The sequence below is a fragment of the Bacillus sp. CZDM1 genome (assembly GCF_055502545.1).
In genome coordinates this window covers 314175-331952 of record NZ_JBUESO010000002.1, presented here as the reverse complement: position 1 = coordinate 331952, position 17778 = coordinate 314175, and the positions used below count along the sequence as shown (strand labels likewise).

The window sequence follows — 17778 nt, the reverse complement described above, 5'->3', positions numbered from 1 at the left end:
GTGGATTCCTACAATTTTTATCTTGAGGGATTAAACGTAACGTTAATTTGAACAATTTCTGATCGTGTTCCAATTCGGATAGGCAGTCCCCATACACCATAACCCGAGGAGACTATGGATTGCAGCTCCCCTCTCTTCAGATAGCCCCAATCATTTTCAAAAATCATATTCGTAATCAGATTTCCAGGTGCCACCTGTCCTCGATGTGTATGGCCAGATAGAATCAGATCCACTCCATTTTTTTCAGCGATATCTAAATCATAAGGCTGATGTTCAAGAAGGAATACGGGTTTTTTAACATCGACCTGCTTCATTAATGCAGGAAGCTCAGCTCTAACAACATCCTGATATCCCCGGTCTTTTCTGCCCACTAGGACTATCCCTTCAGGAAGGTTCAGCACCTCATCATCTAATACCTTCATTCCACTATTATTAAAAATCTTCACTAAATCTACATCATCACGATCATGATTTCCTAAGGAAGCATACACAGGCGCTTGTATTTGTTTTAGAATCTCTGGAATACATTCTTCAAGAAAAGGTGTGATATCGTCATCGATAATATCCCCTGGAAAGAGGACCAGATCAGGTTTTTGTGAATTTATATATTCTACTAATTTTTTTGCCTGCCCGCTGCCGGATAAATCCCCAAAATGCATATCTGAAGCCATAATAATTTTCAAGCTTTGTTTCCCTTCAACCTGTTTCGGGATATTAATCTGATATGTTTTCGCTTTAGGGCTGTAAGCATTAAATATTCCAAAAAAGAAAGAGCAAACAATCACAACAAGTACGGTGTATCCTGTCCTTTTAACAAACTTTTCTTTCTGTATTTTTGTAAATCTTCTTAAAAATACCGCTAAATTAGCTAAGGGAAGCAGCAATATTAAAAAGTAAAATAACGACAGCCACGCTGCACCAAGCCAAGTAAAAAATAAACTCTCATCTAACCATCGTGAAAAAACAAAAGAATAAGCAAAAATAACAAGGACAACCCAGAATATTATTTTTATACTCTTTCGATCTCCGCTAATGTTTTTTAACCATACCCAAATATTGTACCCAATATAAAAAATCAATAAATTATATAGTAAGATAATTCCTACTCCAACAGCCCACACAGAAGTGAATCTCCTTTACACTAGAAGTCTTACTACCATTAGACAATATTTGAGCTTAATTAACAATAAATTTGGTTTCAAGTTTACCAATTATTTGCAAGGCGGATATTACCATCTCTCCTTCCTCTCTTTTTTTGATACAATTTTAAAGTATGAGAATAATAGGGAGGAAAACAATCTATGAAAAAAAGCAAAATCCTCCTAGCCCTGGTAATCTTACTTACCTTTACAGGGGGAATATTTACAGGAGTCATATATTCAAAAAATAAAACAGAACAAGCGTCGCAACTGCTTAAAATAGAAAAAGCTTCAGAATCAAATATAACCCTCGAACAAAAAGCAATTCCAGAGGAGAGTTTAGAGGAATCTAAAGTGTTATTAGGTTATGTACAGGATTTTCGTGATCCCAATGTGGTTGATTATTCCAAACTAACACACGCAATCTTCTCGTTTGCTCATCCAACACCCGATGGAGGAATTTTGCTAAATGGCGATTCGGCCATCAATAATTTACGAGCCATGGTTAAGGAAGCTGACAAACACAATACAAAAGTAATCTTAGCGGTTGGCGGCTGGTTTCATATAAATGGCGGGGAATCCTATGAACCATTTAAAGCAGCCATCAGCAATCCTGATTCTAGAACGAAACTAGTAAATGAACTTACTAGTATGGTAGATCGTGAACATCTAGACGGTATCGATATCGATTTCGAACATCCTCGTTCAAAAGCTGATGCAGCAAACTTGGCAGCATTTGCAAAGGAACTTAGCGCTCAGCTTCATCCAAAAGGTAAAGAACTATCAATTGCTGTTTATGCGAAAATTCATGCGGTGACAGGCACCGAAATGGGCTTTGTCGTCTATGAACCATCAACTTTCCAGCATGTTGATCATGTCAATATCATGGCTTATGATGGTCAGTGGGATGGCGGCTACAATGCGGCCAATTTATCTCCTTATCCGTTTACGGAGAAAATAGTAAACTATTGGGCTAATTTGTTTGATCAAAACAATCTGCCGAAAGAAAAGCTTGTTTTAGGTGTTCCTTTTTATGCTCAGCCTGAAGACCCCGCTATTAAGCAGGTTTCTTATGCTGCTATTATCAACAGTGATCCCGCTAATGCTGCGAAGGATACGGTAAGTATGAATGGAACGACTTATCATTATAATGGTGTTGAAACGATTAAAAAGAAGACGAATTTAGCACTTGGACACGGCTTTGGCGGCATGATGCTGTGGGAAGCTGGCCACGACAGCAAGGGAGCTCATAGCTTAACAACCGTAATATTTGATGAATTAGTTAAATCAAGCGATGTATTGGCTAAGAAATAACAAAAGGCTGCACACCCATACTTTGAGCGTGCAGCCTTTCTTTTATGTTTGGAGGTTCAGTAATCTTTCATTTACTTCTTCTTCCGTTAACCCATGCTGAGCAACATATCGATTTCGCGGATGTGTTCTGCATTCATGTGAACAGCTGCGTAAATGACGGTGTTCGTTTTCTTCAGAACTTAAGATCTTTTTGTTACACTCAGGATTTGCACAGTTCACATAACGCTCACAAGGCTCCCCAGTGAAATAATCCTTCCCAACAACCACATGCTCCTTTTGATTTACAGGAACGCTGATACGCTCATCAAACACATAGAGCTGACCATCCCATAATTCTCCTTGAACTTCTGGGTCTTTTCCATAGGTAACAATTCCACCTTCTAATTGTGATACATCTTCAAAGCCTTCATTTAGAAGCCATCCTGAGAATTTTTCACAGCGAATGCCGCCTGTGCAATAAGTAAGAATCTTTTTCCCTTCAAATTCTTCCTTATTTTCTCTAATCCAGTCAGGCAAATCACGGAAATTTAAAATATCCGGGCGTACAGCACCTCTAAAATGGCCTAGGTCATATTCATAATCATTCCGAGCGTCAATCACAACAGTATCTTCTCTTTGCATAGCTTCGAAAAACTCTTTCGGTTTTAAATGCTTTCCTGTGGTGACATGTGGATCAACATCGTCTTCTAGGCGTAAAGTAACAAGCTCTGGTCGAAGACGAACGCGCATTTTTTTGAAAGCATGCTCAGTTGCTTCATCAATTTTAAAGATGGTCCCTGCAAATAGCGGGTGCTCATCCATCCATTTCATATAGGCGTCTGTTTGCTCAGGTGTACCTGACACAGTACCGTTAATACCTTCTGCTGCTATAATAATCCTGCCCTTTAAGCCTAAGTCATTACAGTACTCAAGATGCTCTTGCTGCACTTCTTCTGGATTCTCTATCGTGACATATTTATAATACAATAACACTCTAAACTCTTGATTCATATTTACCACCTTATTAACTTTTATACATTACTTATATTATTAACCGAATAATTATATCAATAATCCTCCCTATATTTCAATTGATAAGAATTATTCTAACTTGTAAAAAAATAACACTAACGTTGAGTTAGTGTTATTTTTAACTATCAGCCAAATTGCCATACGCTATGACTGAGGTTTCCATATCTGTAGCTGCGATGTAATAACTTCGCTTCTTTGTTATCATCTGCTGCCCCCATGGCGTAAAAAATTGGAACAAAGTGTTCGTTTCCATATGGAGGTACAGCATATTGTGCATTCGGAGCAAGTGAATCGTATTTAAACAAGGAATCTGTATCCCACGTATGAAGATGATGGGCTAACCAATCATCGAACTCCATTGCCCATTGGTCGATTTGTCCATTGTCTGCAAAATTCACGGCTCTCAAGTTATGAACCGTTCCTCCGCTGCCAATGATTAAAACATCTTTATCACGCATTGCAGCCAGTGATTTTCCAATTTCATATTGTTCTTCCGGAGTAAGAGCAGGATTAACAGACATTGCTATAACAGGAACATCTGCATTTTGGTAAAGTAAACGAAGTACAACCCATGCCCCATGATCCAAGCCGCGTTTCGTTTCTACTTCAAAAGGAATTCCATTTTCTTTGAATAAATCAATTATTTCATTAGAGATTTCCTGTGAACCTTGCGCTGGATATTTAATGGTATATAGCGCTGGGTCGAATCCGCCGAAATCATAAATGGTGTCATATTGATCCACTTCGCTTACTTTTTGTGCTCTAGACTCCCAATGGGCTGAAAATAAGACAATCGCCTTTGGGCGAGGTAAAGACTTTCCCAGTTGATTTAAAAATTGAGTGTACTCGTTGTTTTCAACCGCAAGCAATGGTGCACCATGAGCGATAAAGAGTGATGGCATCATTGTACTTTTCCCTCCTGTATTATAGTGATTGTGGTGTGTTTTTTTGACCTTTAAATAGCACTTTATCTAAAGCGAACATTTTGCTGTCATTAATCGCAATAAATAATGCCATAACTAGTAATGCTAAATCTAATTCCCAGCCAGCACCTTGACCATTACCTAAAAATCCGACTGCTAATTTCCCTTTGACAATTGCTCCAAGCATTAATAATACCAATAATGCTGATACAATTCTGCTTCCTAAACCAACCAATAATGCAAGTCCACCAACCATTTCTAACACAGCAACACCATAGGCAAGAACACCTGGTACGCCGATGGAATCAAACCAGCCAACGATATTTTCAATTCCTCCTTGGAATTTCACTAATCCATGAACAAAAAATGTAACCCCTAATACTAAACGTAAAATTAATGTACCTGCTTCGAATTTCTTCATTATTTTTCTCCCTCTCCTTAAATAAATTAGTTTTCTATATCTTTTAATAACCAGTTTGTAAAATCTTGATGGTTTTTCAATGAAACACTATGTCCTTCTGGATAGGTGTTAAACGTTACTTTAGCACCTAATTGACGGAAATATTCGTTATTGGCGACTCCCCATTCGAATGGAAGAACTTGATCCATTTCCCCGTGTGAGATAAATAGTGATACTTCATCCACAGGCTTGATAGTATACTCTTCTTTTACGAAAGCAGGAATATAACCACTTAGTGCAACAATACCTTTTATTTTACTTCCTAATGTTAAGCCTAGCGTCATGGCTAAAATCGCACCTTGACTAAAACCTAACAAGTATAAATGTGATGTATCTAGTGGATACTGTTCGCAAGCATAGTCGATAAAACTCGTAAGCTTACTTACTCCTTCATCGAACACTTCCCGGTGTGGTTTGCCGTAGCCTTGAATCGTGAAGTAAGCAAAGCCTGGCGGCTGCGAGAGATGACCTCGAATACTAAAAATGTAAAACTGTTCTTCTAATCCGTTTACCAAAGACAGCATGTTTTGTTCATTACTGCCTATTCCATGCATGATAAACAACGCAGGATATTTTTTATCAGGATGGATCTCTTTCGGGCGGCGAACTTCATAAATCATAGGTGCATTCATATATATCATTCCTTCCTTCAAGTATTTTAATAGTTAATAAAGATTCATATTAATAAACATATACTCAAAAAAATAAAATGTTTTTAGATATGAACATTTGTTGCTTATAGGATAACAGCGAATCTTGTGGATTGTCAACATTATTTTTGCTAATATATAAATATGTTCTATATTAGGAAACCATAAAGGGTGATCAAACTGGATATCGGTGCAAAAATTCGTGCAATAAGAAATCGAAAAAAAATCACAATAGCTCAAATGTGTGAAGGGACTGGCCTATCAAAAGGATTTATCAGTAATGTAGAAAACAATAACACCTCTCCCTCTATTAGTACTCTGCAAACCATTGCCAGCTATTTAGAAATTCCTTTACCCTACTTATTATTAGAAAAAAAACAACATTTACGCGTGGTTAGAAAAGATTCTAGGACAACGACTACGTTTAATCAGTTAAAAATTGAGAATATATCTTCAATGGGTGGTTTAAGCTTAAGGAGTGTGGAGTTTCCACCAGGAGCTTCAATTGGGGACGCACATGCGCATGAAGGGGAAGAATGTCATTTAGTGTTAGAAGGTAAAGTATTAGCGGAGCAAGGAGAAGATTCTGTAACTTTAGAAGAAGGTGACTCCTTCAGCTGGAACGCAAGTGTTCCACACACAGTGAAAAATATCGGGGATTGTAAAGCGGTTGTGTTGATTGCAGTATACTCAAACAAAGAACAATAATGTTTAAAGGCAGGGTGTCCATTATCGGGACACCCTTTGATATTAAATACTCTCGTAATACCATGTACCATCCTGAAGAAACTTTTTACATTGGTGGTTTAAATATAAATACTCCAAGTGAGCAAGTGTTTCCCCAACAGCAAAGCGAGTTTCATGAATATTCAAATTTCGAAACAACTGTTGATTAACCTCATAAATGGTTGCTGGCTGTTTAATAGCATCATACGTCTCCGCTATTCTTTCAAGATGATGTACCAATAATTCTTCAATTCTTTTATTGGCATTTCTAAATGGCTTCCCATGAGAAGGAACACAAAAGTCAACGTCCAAAGCTTTAATTTTTTCCAACGATGTCATAAACGATTGTAATGGATTTCGATTACCACGGAACCAGTATGAAATATTTGGTGAAATTCTTGGTAAAATATGATCGGTTGAAAAGAGGATACTTTTCTCCTTATTAAACAAAGTGATTAGCCCATCAGAATGACCCGGTGTAAAAATAACTTCATATTCGTATTTGCCGAATACGATTTTCATTCCTTCTTCTAGGTAATGTTGAATAGTTGGGTATGGTTTTACTTGCGGGTTAAAGCTTTTTTCATCAGTCGTTAACACCTGTGATAAATTTTCAGGAAGCCCGCATCTATCATAGTTTTCATTTACAACAATTAAAGAATCTGGTTCCCAATATGTTAATCCAGCTTCTGCTTCCATTTCAGACATCCACACCTCAGCATTTGTAAGCTGTTGGAGGGAACCGGCATATCCAAAATGATCGGGATGGTAATGCGTTAGAATGATGTCGGTAACATCATGTTTTCCTATGATAGGTCTCCAACTATCCCTAGATACTTCATTATTTAATCCTGCATCGATGATAGTCCATCCTTTTTCCCCTTCTGCTATAAAGCAATTTACATGATTTAGCCGAAAAGGCAGCGGGATGGTGACTTGTGTTACACCTATTTCATTTAACAAAAACTCTTCTCCCCTCTCTAATTTTCTAGTAATCTGCAAAAAGGAATAAGCAGCAAAAAAGTCTCTTTGCTACTTACTCCCTCCCTACTTCTCATTCAGTAATTCTTTCAATAATCGTTCCATTCGCCATACCGCCGCCTTCACAAATTGCCTGTAATCCATAACGGCCGCCTGTTCTTTCTAATTCATGCATCATTGAGATCATCAATTTTGCACCTGTTGCTCCAAGTGGGTGACCTAGGGCAATGGCTCCCCCATTTGGATTTAATTTCTTTGGATCTGCCTTAATCTCCTCTAACCAGCACATTGGTACTGGTGCGAACGCTTCGTTTACTTCGTAGGTATCCATATCCTCAATGGTCAGCCCAGCTTTGGCTAAAACCTGTCTAGTCGCCTCAATTGGACCAGTCAGCATTAATGTTGGATCAGATCCTACTACGGAACGTGCAACAATACGGAATCGCGGTTTAAGTCCTAATTCCTCTGCTTTTTCCCGGGACATTAATAACACAGCCGCAGCACCATCACTCATTTGGCTGGCGTTTCCTGCATGAATTTTTCCATCTTCTTTAAAGACTGTTTTTAACGCTGCTAATTTTTCAATCGTAGACCCTTTACGCGGTCCTTCATCCTGTTTCACAACAACTGTACTTGCGTCCTCAAGTGTTACTTCCAAAGGCATGATTTCTCTGTCAAATCTACCTTCTTCTTGTGCGATTAGTGCACGATTATGGCTTTCAACTGAAAATTCATCTAACTGAGTGCGTGTAAATCCCCATTGATCAGCAATTCTTTCCGCAGATAAGCCTTGGTGAATCATTTCATATTTAGAAGTAAGTGTTTCACTCCAACCTGACTGCTTACGAGTTGCACCTAGTGGAACTCGTGTCATACTTTCAACTCCGCCTGCAATGACAATATCCATATCCCCACTGAGAATGGCTTGGGAAGCAAAGTGAATCGCTTGCTGGCCAGATCCGCACTGACGATCTAATGTAGTTGCTGGTACATGAATTGGGAAATCTGCCATTAACGTTGCTGTACGCGCAATATTCAGGCCTTGTTCTTCCACCTGGGAAACACAGCCTAAGATTACGTCCTGGACGATTCCTGGAGAAATGCCAGCACGATTTACTAATTCCTTTAATACCTTTGCTGCCAGTTCATCTGGACGGACTGAACTCAATAGTCCTTTTCTTTTGCCAACCGGTGTACGAACACCCTCTACAATCACAACTTCACGCATTTTATCTTCCTCCAATTTGAAATAAATTTTGAAAAAATTTTTGATCTATCTTGGAGCCATGCGAATGGCGCCATCTAAGCGGATGGTTTCCCCATTAAGCATGACATTTTCGATGATAGACTGAGTTAATTGTGCATATTCAGAAGGGCGGCCAAGTCTTGATGGGAATGGTACCTGCGTTTCCAAGGCAGCTTTAGCCTGTTCAGACAATGAACCAAAAAGTGGTGTTTCAATTAATCCAGGTGCGATCGTCATGACTCTAATACCGGATTTCGCTAAGTCGCGTGCAATTGGCAATGTCATTCCTACCACCCCGCCTTTAGAGGCACTGTATGCAGCCTGACCGATTTGACCATCAAAAGCTGCAACAGAGGCGGTATTGATGATCACCCCTCTTTCTCCTTCTTGATTCGGCGAATTATTTACCATTTGGGCAGCAGCAAGCCGGATTACGTTAAAGGTACCGATTAAATTAATTTCAATTACTTTTTTAAAATTATCAAAACTATGCGCTTGATTTCTGCCTACTGTTTTTTCAGCAACTGCAATACCTGCACAATTCACAACCGTATTGATACTGCCAAATTGAGCAATCGCAGAATGGATGGCATTTTGAACATCTTCCTCGCTCGTTACATTTGTTTTGTAGAAAACAGCATTTCCCCCTAATTCTTCAGCCAAAAGGATGCCTCTTTCTTCTGAGAGGTCCAAAATAGCAGCTCTCCCGCCGTTTTTAACAATATTTCGGACTGTTGCTTCTCCAAGTCCCGAAGCACCGCCTGTTACCAAAGCAATGGAATCTTGTATTTTCATATTCCTATCCCCTTTCTCCCACTAATAACCTAGTTCCTTCAAAATTTCCTTTGAATGTTCCCCAAGACCGGGTGCATGCCGTCTTGTACGAATAGTTGAATTTGATAGTTTAATGGGATTACCTATTTGTTTGATTACTCCCATTTCTGGATGTGTGATATCTTCAATCATTTGACGATGTTTAATTTGTGGATGATCTGCGAGTTCTTCTGGAGTTAAGACTGGGGAGATACAGGCATCAATACCCTCAAAAAGCTCAAGCCATTCTGTTAATGTTTTTTGATGGATGGCTGCTTGAACTTCCTTCTTCATTAAGCGCTGCTGTTCTAGGGGTTCATCTAGTTGGTCAATTAGTTCTTGCTTACCGATTACCTTACAAAAATTCTTCCAAAACTTATATTCAAGTGCTCCAACGGAAATAAATCGATCATCTCTTGTTCTATAAATCTCATAACATGCTTTCCCGCCGTTTAAGGTCAGTTCCCCGCGATTCGGCATTTCACCGGAAGTCCAATAGTTTGGCAGAATCGTATGCATCCATGAAAGAGCACCATCTAGCATGGAGATATCAACAAATTGACCCTTGTTCGATTTCTTTGCATCGATAATAGCTAATAGGATACCAATAGCAGCCATTAACGCTCCCCCTCCAATATCACCTATTTGAACGGATGGGATAAGCGGCTTTTCATTCGGTTCGCCTTGTAAATGTAACAGTCCTGAGTAACTCAAGAAATTTATATCGTGTCCTGCCTCTTTTGCGTATGGACCAGATTGTCCATAACCGGTTATCGCACAATAAATCAGTTTTGGATTATGTACCTTCAATTCCTCAAACCCGAGCCCCAGTCGATCCATAACCCCAGGACGGAATGATTCAATCAGGACATCCGAAGTTTTGATTAAAGAAATAAAAGCCTCTTTATCTTTTTCGTCTTTAAGGTCAAGGGCAATGCTGCGTTTATTGCGGTTTAGCGAGATAAACATAGCACTTTGATCATCGTTTACCCTTGGTTCGTACCAGCGGGCATAATCTCCGCTTTTAGGGTCTTCCACCTTTATCACGTCTGCTCCGTAATCAGCAAGCAATAATGTGCAATAGGGTCCGGGAAGAAGCCTTGTGAGATCAAGGATTCGAATACCTTCAAGAGGTAACAAACTATCATCTCCTTTTTATTCAAGTACCTAATAAATGATACCGTTTACATCTATATTAAATAATAACAATTTTCAAATAATTTTACAAATGACTAATCTTTTTAATAAGAAATTTGAGAGATTAAAAAAAGAGGTGTCTTTAAAGCTGTTATACAAACAACTTCTAAAGACCACCTCTCTCGTCAATGATTAATTACTTTTTAAGAATTTTTTCATTATCCCAAGTCTCTGAAGTAATCCCATTATTTCCAAACTTGCGCAATTGGACTTTTTGAATTTTCCCTGTAGCGGTCTTTGGCATTTCTTTTACAAACTCAATATAGCGTGGAACCATGAATTTCGCCATATTAGACACGCAATATTGATAAAGTTCATCTGCTGTTACTTGTATTCCTTCCTTTAAAACTACAACAATTTTCACATCGTCCTCTGAAAGTTCTGACGGGACAGCTATGGCTGCACATTCTAGGACCGCAGGGTGTGCATTTATGATGCTCTCAACTTCGAATGATGATATATTCTCTCCTCTTCTTCGAATCGCATCTTTCTTTCTATCAACAAAGTAATAATATCCTTCTTCATCACGGTAGCCAAAGTCACCAGTATGGAACCATAGATTTCTAAAAGCTTCTACAGTTTCCTTAGGCATATTATAATATCCTAGTGAAAGTGTATATGGTTTTTTAGAGCGTACAACAAATTCCCCGGCAGTACCCACTGGCACTTCATTATCAAAATCATCAACAAGTTTAAGTTCATAGTTCTCATTTGCTTTTCCACATGAACCCGGTTTAAATTTCCCATATTCAAAACTTGTCAAAAAGGCTGTCTCTGATGCTCCGTAAACCTCAACTACCTTTGCACCAAATCGTTCCTCGAAGCGATCAGACAAGGCAGAAGGTCCTATGTAGACTGATCGCAATTTATGGTTCTTATCATTTATATTAGGCGGTTGATTTAATAAAATTGGAATCATAGCGAATATGACGTGGCCAACTGTTGCATTAAAATATCTTACATCATCCCAGAATCCACTTGCACTAAACTTTTTCACTATGGATATTTCAGAACCAGCTACTAAAGTGGCCATTAGACCAAGTTGGTGGGCAATCGTGTGAAAAAGCGGAAGTGGTGTATATAAACTATCTTCCGTTTTATAAGCGTTCACCTTCAACCAATCTGTAGCGACTAGAAGGCAATGTCTATGAGTAACTAAAACACCTTTTGAAGGCCCAGTAGTTCCAGATGTAAACATAATAGATTGAATATCTGTATAATGTAATTTAATATCTAATGGGTTACAGTCACCATTGAGTAGATCTTCAAAGGAAATTACCGGAAGGTTATCACTATTATTTATCTCGCCAACAACAATGATTTTTTCCATTTTTTCAAGACCGTCAAAAACGTTTTTAACTTCCTCAAAATATTTTTCCTCAACGATTATGAATTTTGAATCGGATTGATTCAATTGATATTGAAGTAATTGTTTTTTATGCGCAGTATTAATGGGTACCTCTACTCCACCACATTTTAATATACCAAATGCAGAAAATACAAACTCCTTACCGTTATCCATTAACATTGCCACTTTGTCGCCTTTTACAATTCCAAGGTCTTTTAAAGAGTTGGCAACGCTATTAGTGATTTTGTCAACTTGATTATAGGTAAAGGTCTCATCGCGAAATCGCAAATAAATTTTATTAGGGTACTGTACAGCTCTTTCAGTTAATAATTCTCCTACTGTTCCTTGGTAATACATAGTATCCTCCTATCTTTCTATGAATTTCTCTTTTTAATTATTACCATGCCTTTTCTAGCAATTCGATGACATCTTCCCTGCCATTTATTTTTCTAGGATTTGTTGCAACAATAAAGTCTTCTAAAGCGTCTTTTGCTAATAAATCAAAATCTGTTGTTTCTACAACTGTATCTCGGAGTCTCCAAGGTAAATCTAAGTTCTTAATAAATTCTCTTATAGCAGGAGCCGCATTGCTTGCAGCAATCTCGTCATTTTCATCATATTTTGCAGCACCAATCACTCTAGCAATCATTGCTTGTCTCTCTTTTGTAACATCCAAATTATATTCCATAACAGTAGGTAGCATTACACAGGAGGTGACACCATGTGGGACACCACATCTACCTCCTAGTTGATGCCCAATTCCATGGCTTAACCCTAAATTAACATTTGCAAGTCCAGAAATAGATAACCATGCACCCATTTGACAATAGCTTCTAGCATTTAAATCAGTTGGGTCTTCTTTACATTTTGGAAGATAGGTGGTTAATAATCGTAATGCCTCTTTACCAAGTGCATCCGTAAATGGCATATGATCATTAGAACAAATCGACTCTACTGCATGATCTACAGCTCTAATTCCGGTAGAAAGCCAGAGCCAATCTGGAGTATGAAGTGTCAATACAGGATCATGTATTACTGCAACAGGTGTTAACTGCGGATCAATGGCACCTACCTTAACCTTTGTTACTTCATCCGTCATGCCTGCTATGTGAGTAAATTCTCCAGCTGACAATGTTGTTGTAATCGCAATATGCGGAAGTGGTTTTGATGATAACGGCCTAAAAGTTAACTCACCTGTTTGATAATTAAATTGTATTGGATACTCATTTAACTTTTCGATTGAATGGATTTCTTCAGCTAGCACCATTGCTACACTTTTTGCAGCATCAACAGGGCTTCCTCCTCCAAAACTAATAATGCCATCCGCATTTGTCTTACTCATATCCTCCGCAATATCCAATACCATTCGTTTAGGGACATGCGCTTTGCATTCCGAATAGACTCCTGCAACATTATCAACACCGATAATATTCTTTAACCTTTCAACAAGTGGAGTTTTATTTGCTATTGTGTTCCCCGTAATAATATACGGGTTCTTTATTCCATTTATTGCAAGAAGTTGAGGCAGTTGTTCTACAGAATTTTCTCCAAAGACCACATTGTTCATTGGCAGTAATAAGAAATTACCTTGTAATGTTTTTTCTAGAACTTTCTCCAATATGTTGCCTCCTCAAATTGAATATTGTTATTTTTTAGTAAATTTTCTATTTTGCAGCTGTTAACCTATCTAATTCTTCAATCAAAATAGGCATACCTTCTTTAAATGTACCCATTCCTACTTCAGCCGCTAATTGATAGACCTCTAGAATTTCTTCTTTTGTTGCCCCATATTTTAATGCATTTTGAACATGAACTCTTAACCCAGGTGTATATAAATGTGTAGCAGATGCATCCCCTGCAATATAAATGAATTCTTTTTGTTTTGGTGTTAATGGACCTTTTTTCCACGGAATTGTAGAGAACTTAATATAAACTTCAAAGAATTCGTCATCTAGTAGAAGCAGACCATCCCAAAAGGCATTCCAATAGCCACGTCCTTTAATAAATTCCTCTTTAAGTTTACTCTTACGTTCATTAAGTTCAGTATCGATAACTTCATTCTTATTAATCTCTTCAATAAGAAGAGGGAGACCTTCAAGAAAAGTATGCATCCCTATTACACTTATAAGCTGAAATACTTCCAAAATTTCTTCTTTTGTAGCGCCAAATTGCATAGCCTTTTGAACGTGAGTTTTAATTGCTGGTGTGTACAAGTGTGAAGCATTAGCATAAACAGATAAATAACAAAGCTCTTTCGTTTTAGGATCTAGTGCACCTTTCTTCCATGGGACTGATGTAAATTGTAAGAAAGCTTCAAAAAACTCTGGGTCTTGATCTAATAAACCATCTAATGAATCATCCCAATATCCACGAACTGATTTAAATTTCTCTTTTAACTCTGATTTTAGCATTTATAACTCCTCCAATTTCAAAATAGAATAATTATTCCTAATATTTAATTTTCTTTTCTTTTACATCATAAGTAATTGGTTTTGTAATCGGTACGATATTGCCATCTTTTGCCTCTGTAATATAGATGGTTGTATTACCAAAATGGCTGTCAGAAGTATAGGTTATCGCTGGATAGAGTGAACCTTCCCAATTATCAAGGGTTTCAAGTTGTTTTTTCAAATTATCACGAGTTAATTCATCACCACTACGCTTAGCAGCTTCAACAAAAATTTGTCCCATTGCCCATCCCCACATAGCAAATCCACTTGTTGACGACTTCGGAAAATCTTTCTTATACTGATCTACAAAAATTTTCATGTCAGGATCTTCTGAAACTGCAGGAGTAGGAATAGAAGTGGTGCTAATTGTTCCCGTCCAAACATCTTCACCCACAAGATTAAATAAGTTAGGATCATCTCCGCCCGTTGAAGAAGCAGCATAAAGTACATCTTTCAAACCCATTTTATGCAATTCCTTTTTTAAATTTGCGGTAGTACTTGGTCCAGAACCCATTACAACTGCGTCAGGATTAGATTCTTTTACTTTCTGAGCAATCCCGCTAAAATCTGTATCTGTTGGAAGGTGAGGTCCTTCTCCTACAACTTCAACATCAGGATAACGTTCTAAAGCTCGTGCTATGCCATCCAATGTTTCTTTACCTGCGTCATTATTTAAATAAGAGACAAAGATTTTCTTTACTCCTTTTTCCTTAATTAAATAGTCGACGAGGATATCGATTTCGACTGTATAATTCACTACGTTACCAAAGATATTTGGATCAGTAGGATTAAATAATACTTTTGATCCTGAAGTTACTCCTATTAGTGGAAGATTTCGTTGCTTTAAGTAAGGAACAATCGCCATCGTTTGGATAGTCCCCACATTTCCAACTAATGCAAATACCTTATCATTTTCTTCCAAGCGCTTCGCATTCTGAACGGTTGTTTTAGCCTCAAACTTATCATCATAAGCAATTAACTTAATTTTCTTACCGTTTACGCCCCCCTCTTCGTTTGCGTAATTGAAGTAAGATTGCAGCCCTTGTCTAACAGCGTCATAAACACCATAGGCCCCAGATTGAGCTCCAATCTGACCTACGATTATTTCATTTTCTGAAACCCCCTGGCTGGTTTTAACAGAGGAACTTGAACCTTGACTCCCTCCAGCTCCACATGCAGTTAAGAGAAGAAGAGTTACAATTAGTAACCAAACAATATTTTTCTTAATCATTCATGACCCTCCTCTATTCATTTTGGATTAGGATGTAAATTTCCTTGTAGAACACAACATTTGAAACGCTTTCATAAAATTTTATTAACGTGGATGTAATTCGTATGGTGGAATTATTACTAATTCAAAGAGGTGAAATTTTTAACTTATTTGGGTTACCGTGATGAGAGGAAATACTAAGTAGAACTACTATTAGAACTAAAGACCTCCTTTTTAAATCACTGTTCAATTTTTGATGCATGATTTTTTTTCTTAACATGAGGTTAGTATAATTCATCTAGTATCTTCTGGTCAATTATTTTTTTGAAAATTTAAACTATTATAAAAAATAGTTTCCATATTACTTTCTTGCAATAGAATCTAGTGAAGTTTCATTATTTTATCTGCAAAATCATGAGGGGATATTTAAAATGATTTTTCCAAATTGTTTTCCATCGTACATTCTTCTATGTGCTAAATCAATCTCTTCTAAGGGGTAAACGATATCTAGTGAAGGTTTTAAATTGTTACACTCATATAACTTTAACATTGCGGCAAATTCTTCAGGATTCCCCATCATGGTGCCCATAATCGTTAGCTGCTTCATAAAAATACGTGGCATAACAAGATTACTTACCGGACCTAATGTTGCTCCTAAAGAAACAATTCTGCTGCCTGGATTAGCAAGACTAATTAATTCATTAAATGTCTCTCCTCCAATGCTATCAACAGATAGATCAGCCCCATCAGACATTACTTTTAATTTTTTCACCCAGTCTTCAGAATGATAGTTTATCCCTCCGGCCGCACCAAGTTTTATAGCTTTTTCTAGCTTTTCGTCACTACTAGAAGTAACAAATACATTCGCACCCTTTGCCACAGCTATTTGCAATGCAAAAGTTGCCACGCCACCCCCAATACCCGGAATGATAACACTATCACCTTTCTTAACTTTCCCTTTAGAAACTATTGCGCGATAGGCCGTTATCCCTGCCAAGGGGATAGCGGCAGTCTCTTCCCAGGATAAATTTCTAGGTTTTGGAAAGACATTTTCTGAAGATATTTTAATATATTGAGAGTAAGTTCCATCCAATGGCAAACCTAAAACTGAAAATGATGGTCCATGGACAGCAGGATTGTCTCCCCAATTGATTGTTGGGTTAATGACTACTTCGTCTCCTAAATTAAATCCTTTAACTTCCTCCCCTAATTCCACAATGATTCCAGCCCCATCAGATCCGATAATCGAAGGAACTTGAATGTTTGGGTAAAGCCCTAGTCGTATAAAGACATCACGCCTGTTTATAGCTGCTGTAATTAAGCGAATTAGAACATCATTTGGACCTAGTTTTGGTACTTCAATATCTTCATAAAACAGCTCTGCCATTTTTGTTCCTGGTTTAACTTTATCCTTTAAGATCATTGCTTTCATGTTCGTTCCTCCTTTCATCGTTAATCTAATTCTCCAAGTTTAGGAGAACATTATTCTACAAAATGTTCTCTATCTTTCTGTAATTTTTTCACTTCAAATTTTGCTTTCACTTTAACTTCACCATCTTCGTTACTTGCAGTTGCTTCACAGATCCATCTATCCTCTGCTTCATCTATAATACAGCCCTTAACCGTAATTTTTTCACCTGGTCTGGTTATAGATTGAAAACGGACCCAAAATTTTGCAAGTTCATTTGATGAAAACCAGTTTCCAATTGCTTGACCAATAAACCCCATAATCATCATTCCATGTGCAATCACATCACCGAATCCAGCCTTTTCTGCATATGGAACAACTGTGTGCAGCGGATGGAAATCCCCAGACGCGCCTGCATATCTAACAAGCTGAGTGTGTGAAATTTCTTCTTTTTCGAGAGGTTCAAATTGGTATCCTACTTTCATTAAAATCAAACCTCCTATTTCATTTCGATTATGGTGGTTCTGCTAATTAACACCAGTTCACCATTTTGATTAGTAAATTCTCGTTTAACAATAATAAAGTTCTTATTGCTTTTTATAAAATGATCCTCAACCACTCCGTTTACCGTCAATTCATCGCCTGGTACTATTTCCCCTAAATACTCATACTCTTGTTCACCGTGTAATAGTTTATCTTCTTTCAAACCCAGTTGTTTAGGTATAGGGTTTTGACTTAATCTAAATTCAATGACGGTAGGAAATGTAGGTTGAATTCTTTCTCCTTGTAAAAAGTCATATTGATTGTCATCAATTGCTAATGCAAGTTCTCTAATTTTCCCCTTTTCAATTGGGAATGAATAAGGCTCTAGTTCACGACCGATTAAATTTGTAGACATAATC

Annotated in this window: 18 protein-coding genes; 2 read left to right on the top strand and 16 right to left on the bottom strand. The window is 37.7% G+C overall.

The window, feature by feature from the left end; translation table 11 throughout:
• Nucleotides 1-17: 17 nt before the first annotated feature.
• Nucleotides 18-1121: a metallophosphoesterase gene (locus ACY3XC_RS06070; RefSeq protein WP_464867746.1), complete on the bottom strand. Its 1104-nt coding sequence runs from the start codon at nt 1119-1121 to the stop codon at nt 18-20.
• A 180-nt stretch (nt 1122-1301) separates the two neighbouring features.
• On the opposite strand from ACY3XC_RS06070, the gene ACY3XC_RS06065 reads away from it, so the two are divergent.
• Complete coding sequence (locus tag ACY3XC_RS06065; protein ID WP_464867745.1) at nt 1302-2453, top strand: glycoside hydrolase family 18 protein; 1152 nt, start codon at nt 1302-1304, stop codon at nt 2451-2453.
• 42 nt (nt 2454-2495) lie between these two features.
• Here the strand turns inward: ACY3XC_RS06065 and trhO are convergent, their stop codons facing one another.
• From trhO to ACY3XC_RS06045, 4 genes are all read right to left on the bottom strand, one after another.
• Nucleotides 2496-3443 (bottom strand): oxygen-dependent tRNA uridine(34) hydroxylase TrhO, encoded by a 948-nt coding sequence (gene trhO / locus ACY3XC_RS06060; protein WP_464867744.1) that lies wholly within the window; start codon nt 3441-3443, stop codon nt 2496-2498.
• 146 nt (nt 3444-3589) lie between these two features.
• Nucleotides 3590-4369, bottom strand: a complete 780-nt coding sequence (locus ACY3XC_RS06055; RefSeq protein ID WP_464867743.1) for a DODA-type extradiol aromatic ring-opening family dioxygenase — start codon at nt 4367-4369, stop codon at nt 3590-3592.
• A 19-nt stretch (nt 4370-4388) separates the two neighbouring features.
• Nucleotides 4389-4808, bottom strand: coding sequence for a DoxX family protein (locus ACY3XC_RS06050; protein WP_464867742.1), 420 nt, complete (start codon nt 4806-4808; stop codon nt 4389-4391).
• Nucleotides 4809-4834: 26 nt separating this feature from the next.
• The gene (locus ACY3XC_RS06045; protein ID WP_464867740.1) at nt 4835-5479 is read right to left on the bottom strand and encodes an alpha/beta hydrolase; all 645 of its coding nucleotides are present in this window, start codon (nt 5477-5479) and stop codon (nt 4835-4837) included.
• A gap of 198 nt (nt 5480-5677) precedes the next feature.
• Between ACY3XC_RS06045 and ACY3XC_RS06040 the strand changes: the two genes are divergently transcribed.
• Complete coding sequence (locus tag ACY3XC_RS06040; protein ID WP_464868045.1) at nt 5678-6205, top strand: helix-turn-helix domain-containing protein; 528 nt, start codon at nt 5678-5680, stop codon at nt 6203-6205.
• Nucleotides 6206-6247: 42 nt separating this feature from the next.
• Here the strand turns inward: ACY3XC_RS06040 and ACY3XC_RS06035 are convergent, their stop codons facing one another.
• From ACY3XC_RS06035 to ACY3XC_RS05985, 11 genes are all read right to left on the bottom strand, one after another.
• Entirely contained in the window at nt 6248-7186 is a 939-nt protein-coding gene (locus ACY3XC_RS06035; RefSeq protein ID WP_464867739.1) for an MBL fold metallo-hydrolase, read from the bottom strand.
• Nucleotides 7187-7277: 91 nt separating this feature from the next.
• A complete protein-coding gene (locus ACY3XC_RS06030; protein ID WP_464867738.1) occupies nt 7278-8432 on the bottom strand; it encodes a thiolase family protein in 1155 nt (384 codons plus the stop codon).
• 45 nt (nt 8433-8477) lie between these two features.
• Entirely contained in the window at nt 8478-9245 is a 768-nt protein-coding gene (locus ACY3XC_RS06025; protein ID WP_464867736.1) for a 3-hydroxyacyl-CoA dehydrogenase, read from the bottom strand.
• A gap of 21 nt (nt 9246-9266) precedes the next feature.
• A complete protein-coding gene (locus ACY3XC_RS06020; RefSeq protein ID WP_464867735.1) occupies nt 9267-10403 on the bottom strand; it encodes a CaiB/BaiF CoA transferase family protein in 1137 nt (378 codons plus the stop codon).
• Nucleotides 10404-10596: 193 nt separating this feature from the next.
• A complete protein-coding gene (locus ACY3XC_RS06015; protein WP_464867734.1) occupies nt 10597-12165 on the bottom strand; it encodes an AMP-binding protein in 1569 nt (522 codons plus the stop codon).
• 40 nt (nt 12166-12205) lie between these two features.
• The gene (locus tag ACY3XC_RS06010) at nt 12206-13426 is read right to left on the bottom strand and encodes an iron-containing alcohol dehydrogenase (RefSeq protein ID WP_464867732.1); all 1221 of its coding nucleotides are present in this window, start codon (nt 13424-13426) and stop codon (nt 12206-12208) included.
• 46 nt (nt 13427-13472) lie between these two features.
• Complete coding sequence (locus ACY3XC_RS06005; protein ID WP_464867731.1) at nt 13473-14219, bottom strand: carboxymuconolactone decarboxylase family protein; 747 nt, start codon at nt 14217-14219, stop codon at nt 13473-13475.
• 37 nt (nt 14220-14256) lie between these two features.
• The gene (locus tag ACY3XC_RS06000; protein WP_464867730.1) at nt 14257-15489 is read right to left on the bottom strand and encodes an ABC transporter substrate-binding protein; all 1233 of its coding nucleotides are present in this window, start codon (nt 15487-15489) and stop codon (nt 14257-14259) included.
• 391 nt (nt 15490-15880) lie between these two features.
• On the bottom strand, nt 15881-16900 hold the full coding sequence (locus ACY3XC_RS05995) for a zinc-binding dehydrogenase (RefSeq protein WP_464867729.1): 1020 nt from the start codon (nt 16898-16900) through the stop codon (nt 15881-15883).
• A 50-nt stretch (nt 16901-16950) separates the two neighbouring features.
• The gene (locus ACY3XC_RS05990) at nt 16951-17361 is read right to left on the bottom strand and encodes a MaoC/PaaZ C-terminal domain-containing protein (protein WP_464867728.1); all 411 of its coding nucleotides are present in this window, start codon (nt 17359-17361) and stop codon (nt 16951-16953) included.
• A 14-nt stretch (nt 17362-17375) separates the two neighbouring features.
• Nucleotides 17376-17774, bottom strand: a complete 399-nt coding sequence (locus ACY3XC_RS05985; protein WP_464867727.1) for an FAS1-like dehydratase domain-containing protein — start codon at nt 17772-17774, stop codon at nt 17376-17378.
• Nucleotides 17775-17778 lie beyond the last annotated feature (4 nt).

Coding starts and splice junctions, on each gene's coding strand:
- ACY3XC_RS06065 (WP_464867745.1), top strand. CDS start 1,302: ATGAAAAAAAGCAAAATCCTCCTAGCCCTGGTAATCTTACTTACCTTT.
- trhO (WP_464867744.1), bottom strand. CDS start 3,443: ATGAATCAAGAGTTTAGAGTGTTATTGTATTATAAATATGTCACGATA.
- ACY3XC_RS06055 (WP_464867743.1), bottom strand. CDS start 4,369: ATGATGCCATCACTCTTTATCGCTCATGGTGCACCATTGCTTGCGGTT.
- ACY3XC_RS06050 (WP_464867742.1), bottom strand. CDS start 4,808: ATGAAGAAATTCGAAGCAGGTACATTAATTTTACGTTTAGTATTAGGG.
- ACY3XC_RS06045 (WP_464867740.1), bottom strand. CDS start 5,479: ATGAATGCACCTATGATTTATGAAGTTCGCCGCCCGAAAGAGATCCAT.
- ACY3XC_RS06030 (WP_464867738.1), bottom strand. CDS start 8,432: ATGCGTGAAGTTGTGATTGTAGAGGGTGTTCGTACACCGGTTGGCAAA.
- ACY3XC_RS06025 (WP_464867736.1), bottom strand. CDS start 9,245: ATGAAAATACAAGATTCCATTGCTTTGGTAACAGGCGGTGCTTCGGGA.
- ACY3XC_RS06015 (WP_464867734.1), bottom strand. CDS start 12,165: ATGTATTACCAAGGAACAGTAGGAGAATTATTAACTGAAAGAGCTGTA.
- ACY3XC_RS06005 (WP_464867731.1), bottom strand. CDS start 14,219: ATGCTAAAATCAGAGTTAAAAGAGAAATTTAAATCAGTTCGTGGATAT.
- ACY3XC_RS06000 (WP_464867730.1), bottom strand. CDS start 15,489: ATGATTAAGAAAAATATTGTTTGGTTACTAATTGTAACTCTTCTTCTC.
- ACY3XC_RS05995 (WP_464867729.1), bottom strand. CDS start 16,900: ATGAAAGCAATGATCTTAAAGGATAAAGTTAAACCAGGAACAAAAATG.
- ACY3XC_RS05990 (WP_464867728.1), bottom strand. CDS start 17,361: ATGAAAGTAGGATACCAATTTGAACCTCTCGAAAAAGAAGAAATTTCA.
- ACY3XC_RS05985 (WP_464867727.1), bottom strand. CDS start 17,774: ATGTCTACAAATTTAATCGGTCGTGAACTAGAGCCTTATTCATTCCCA.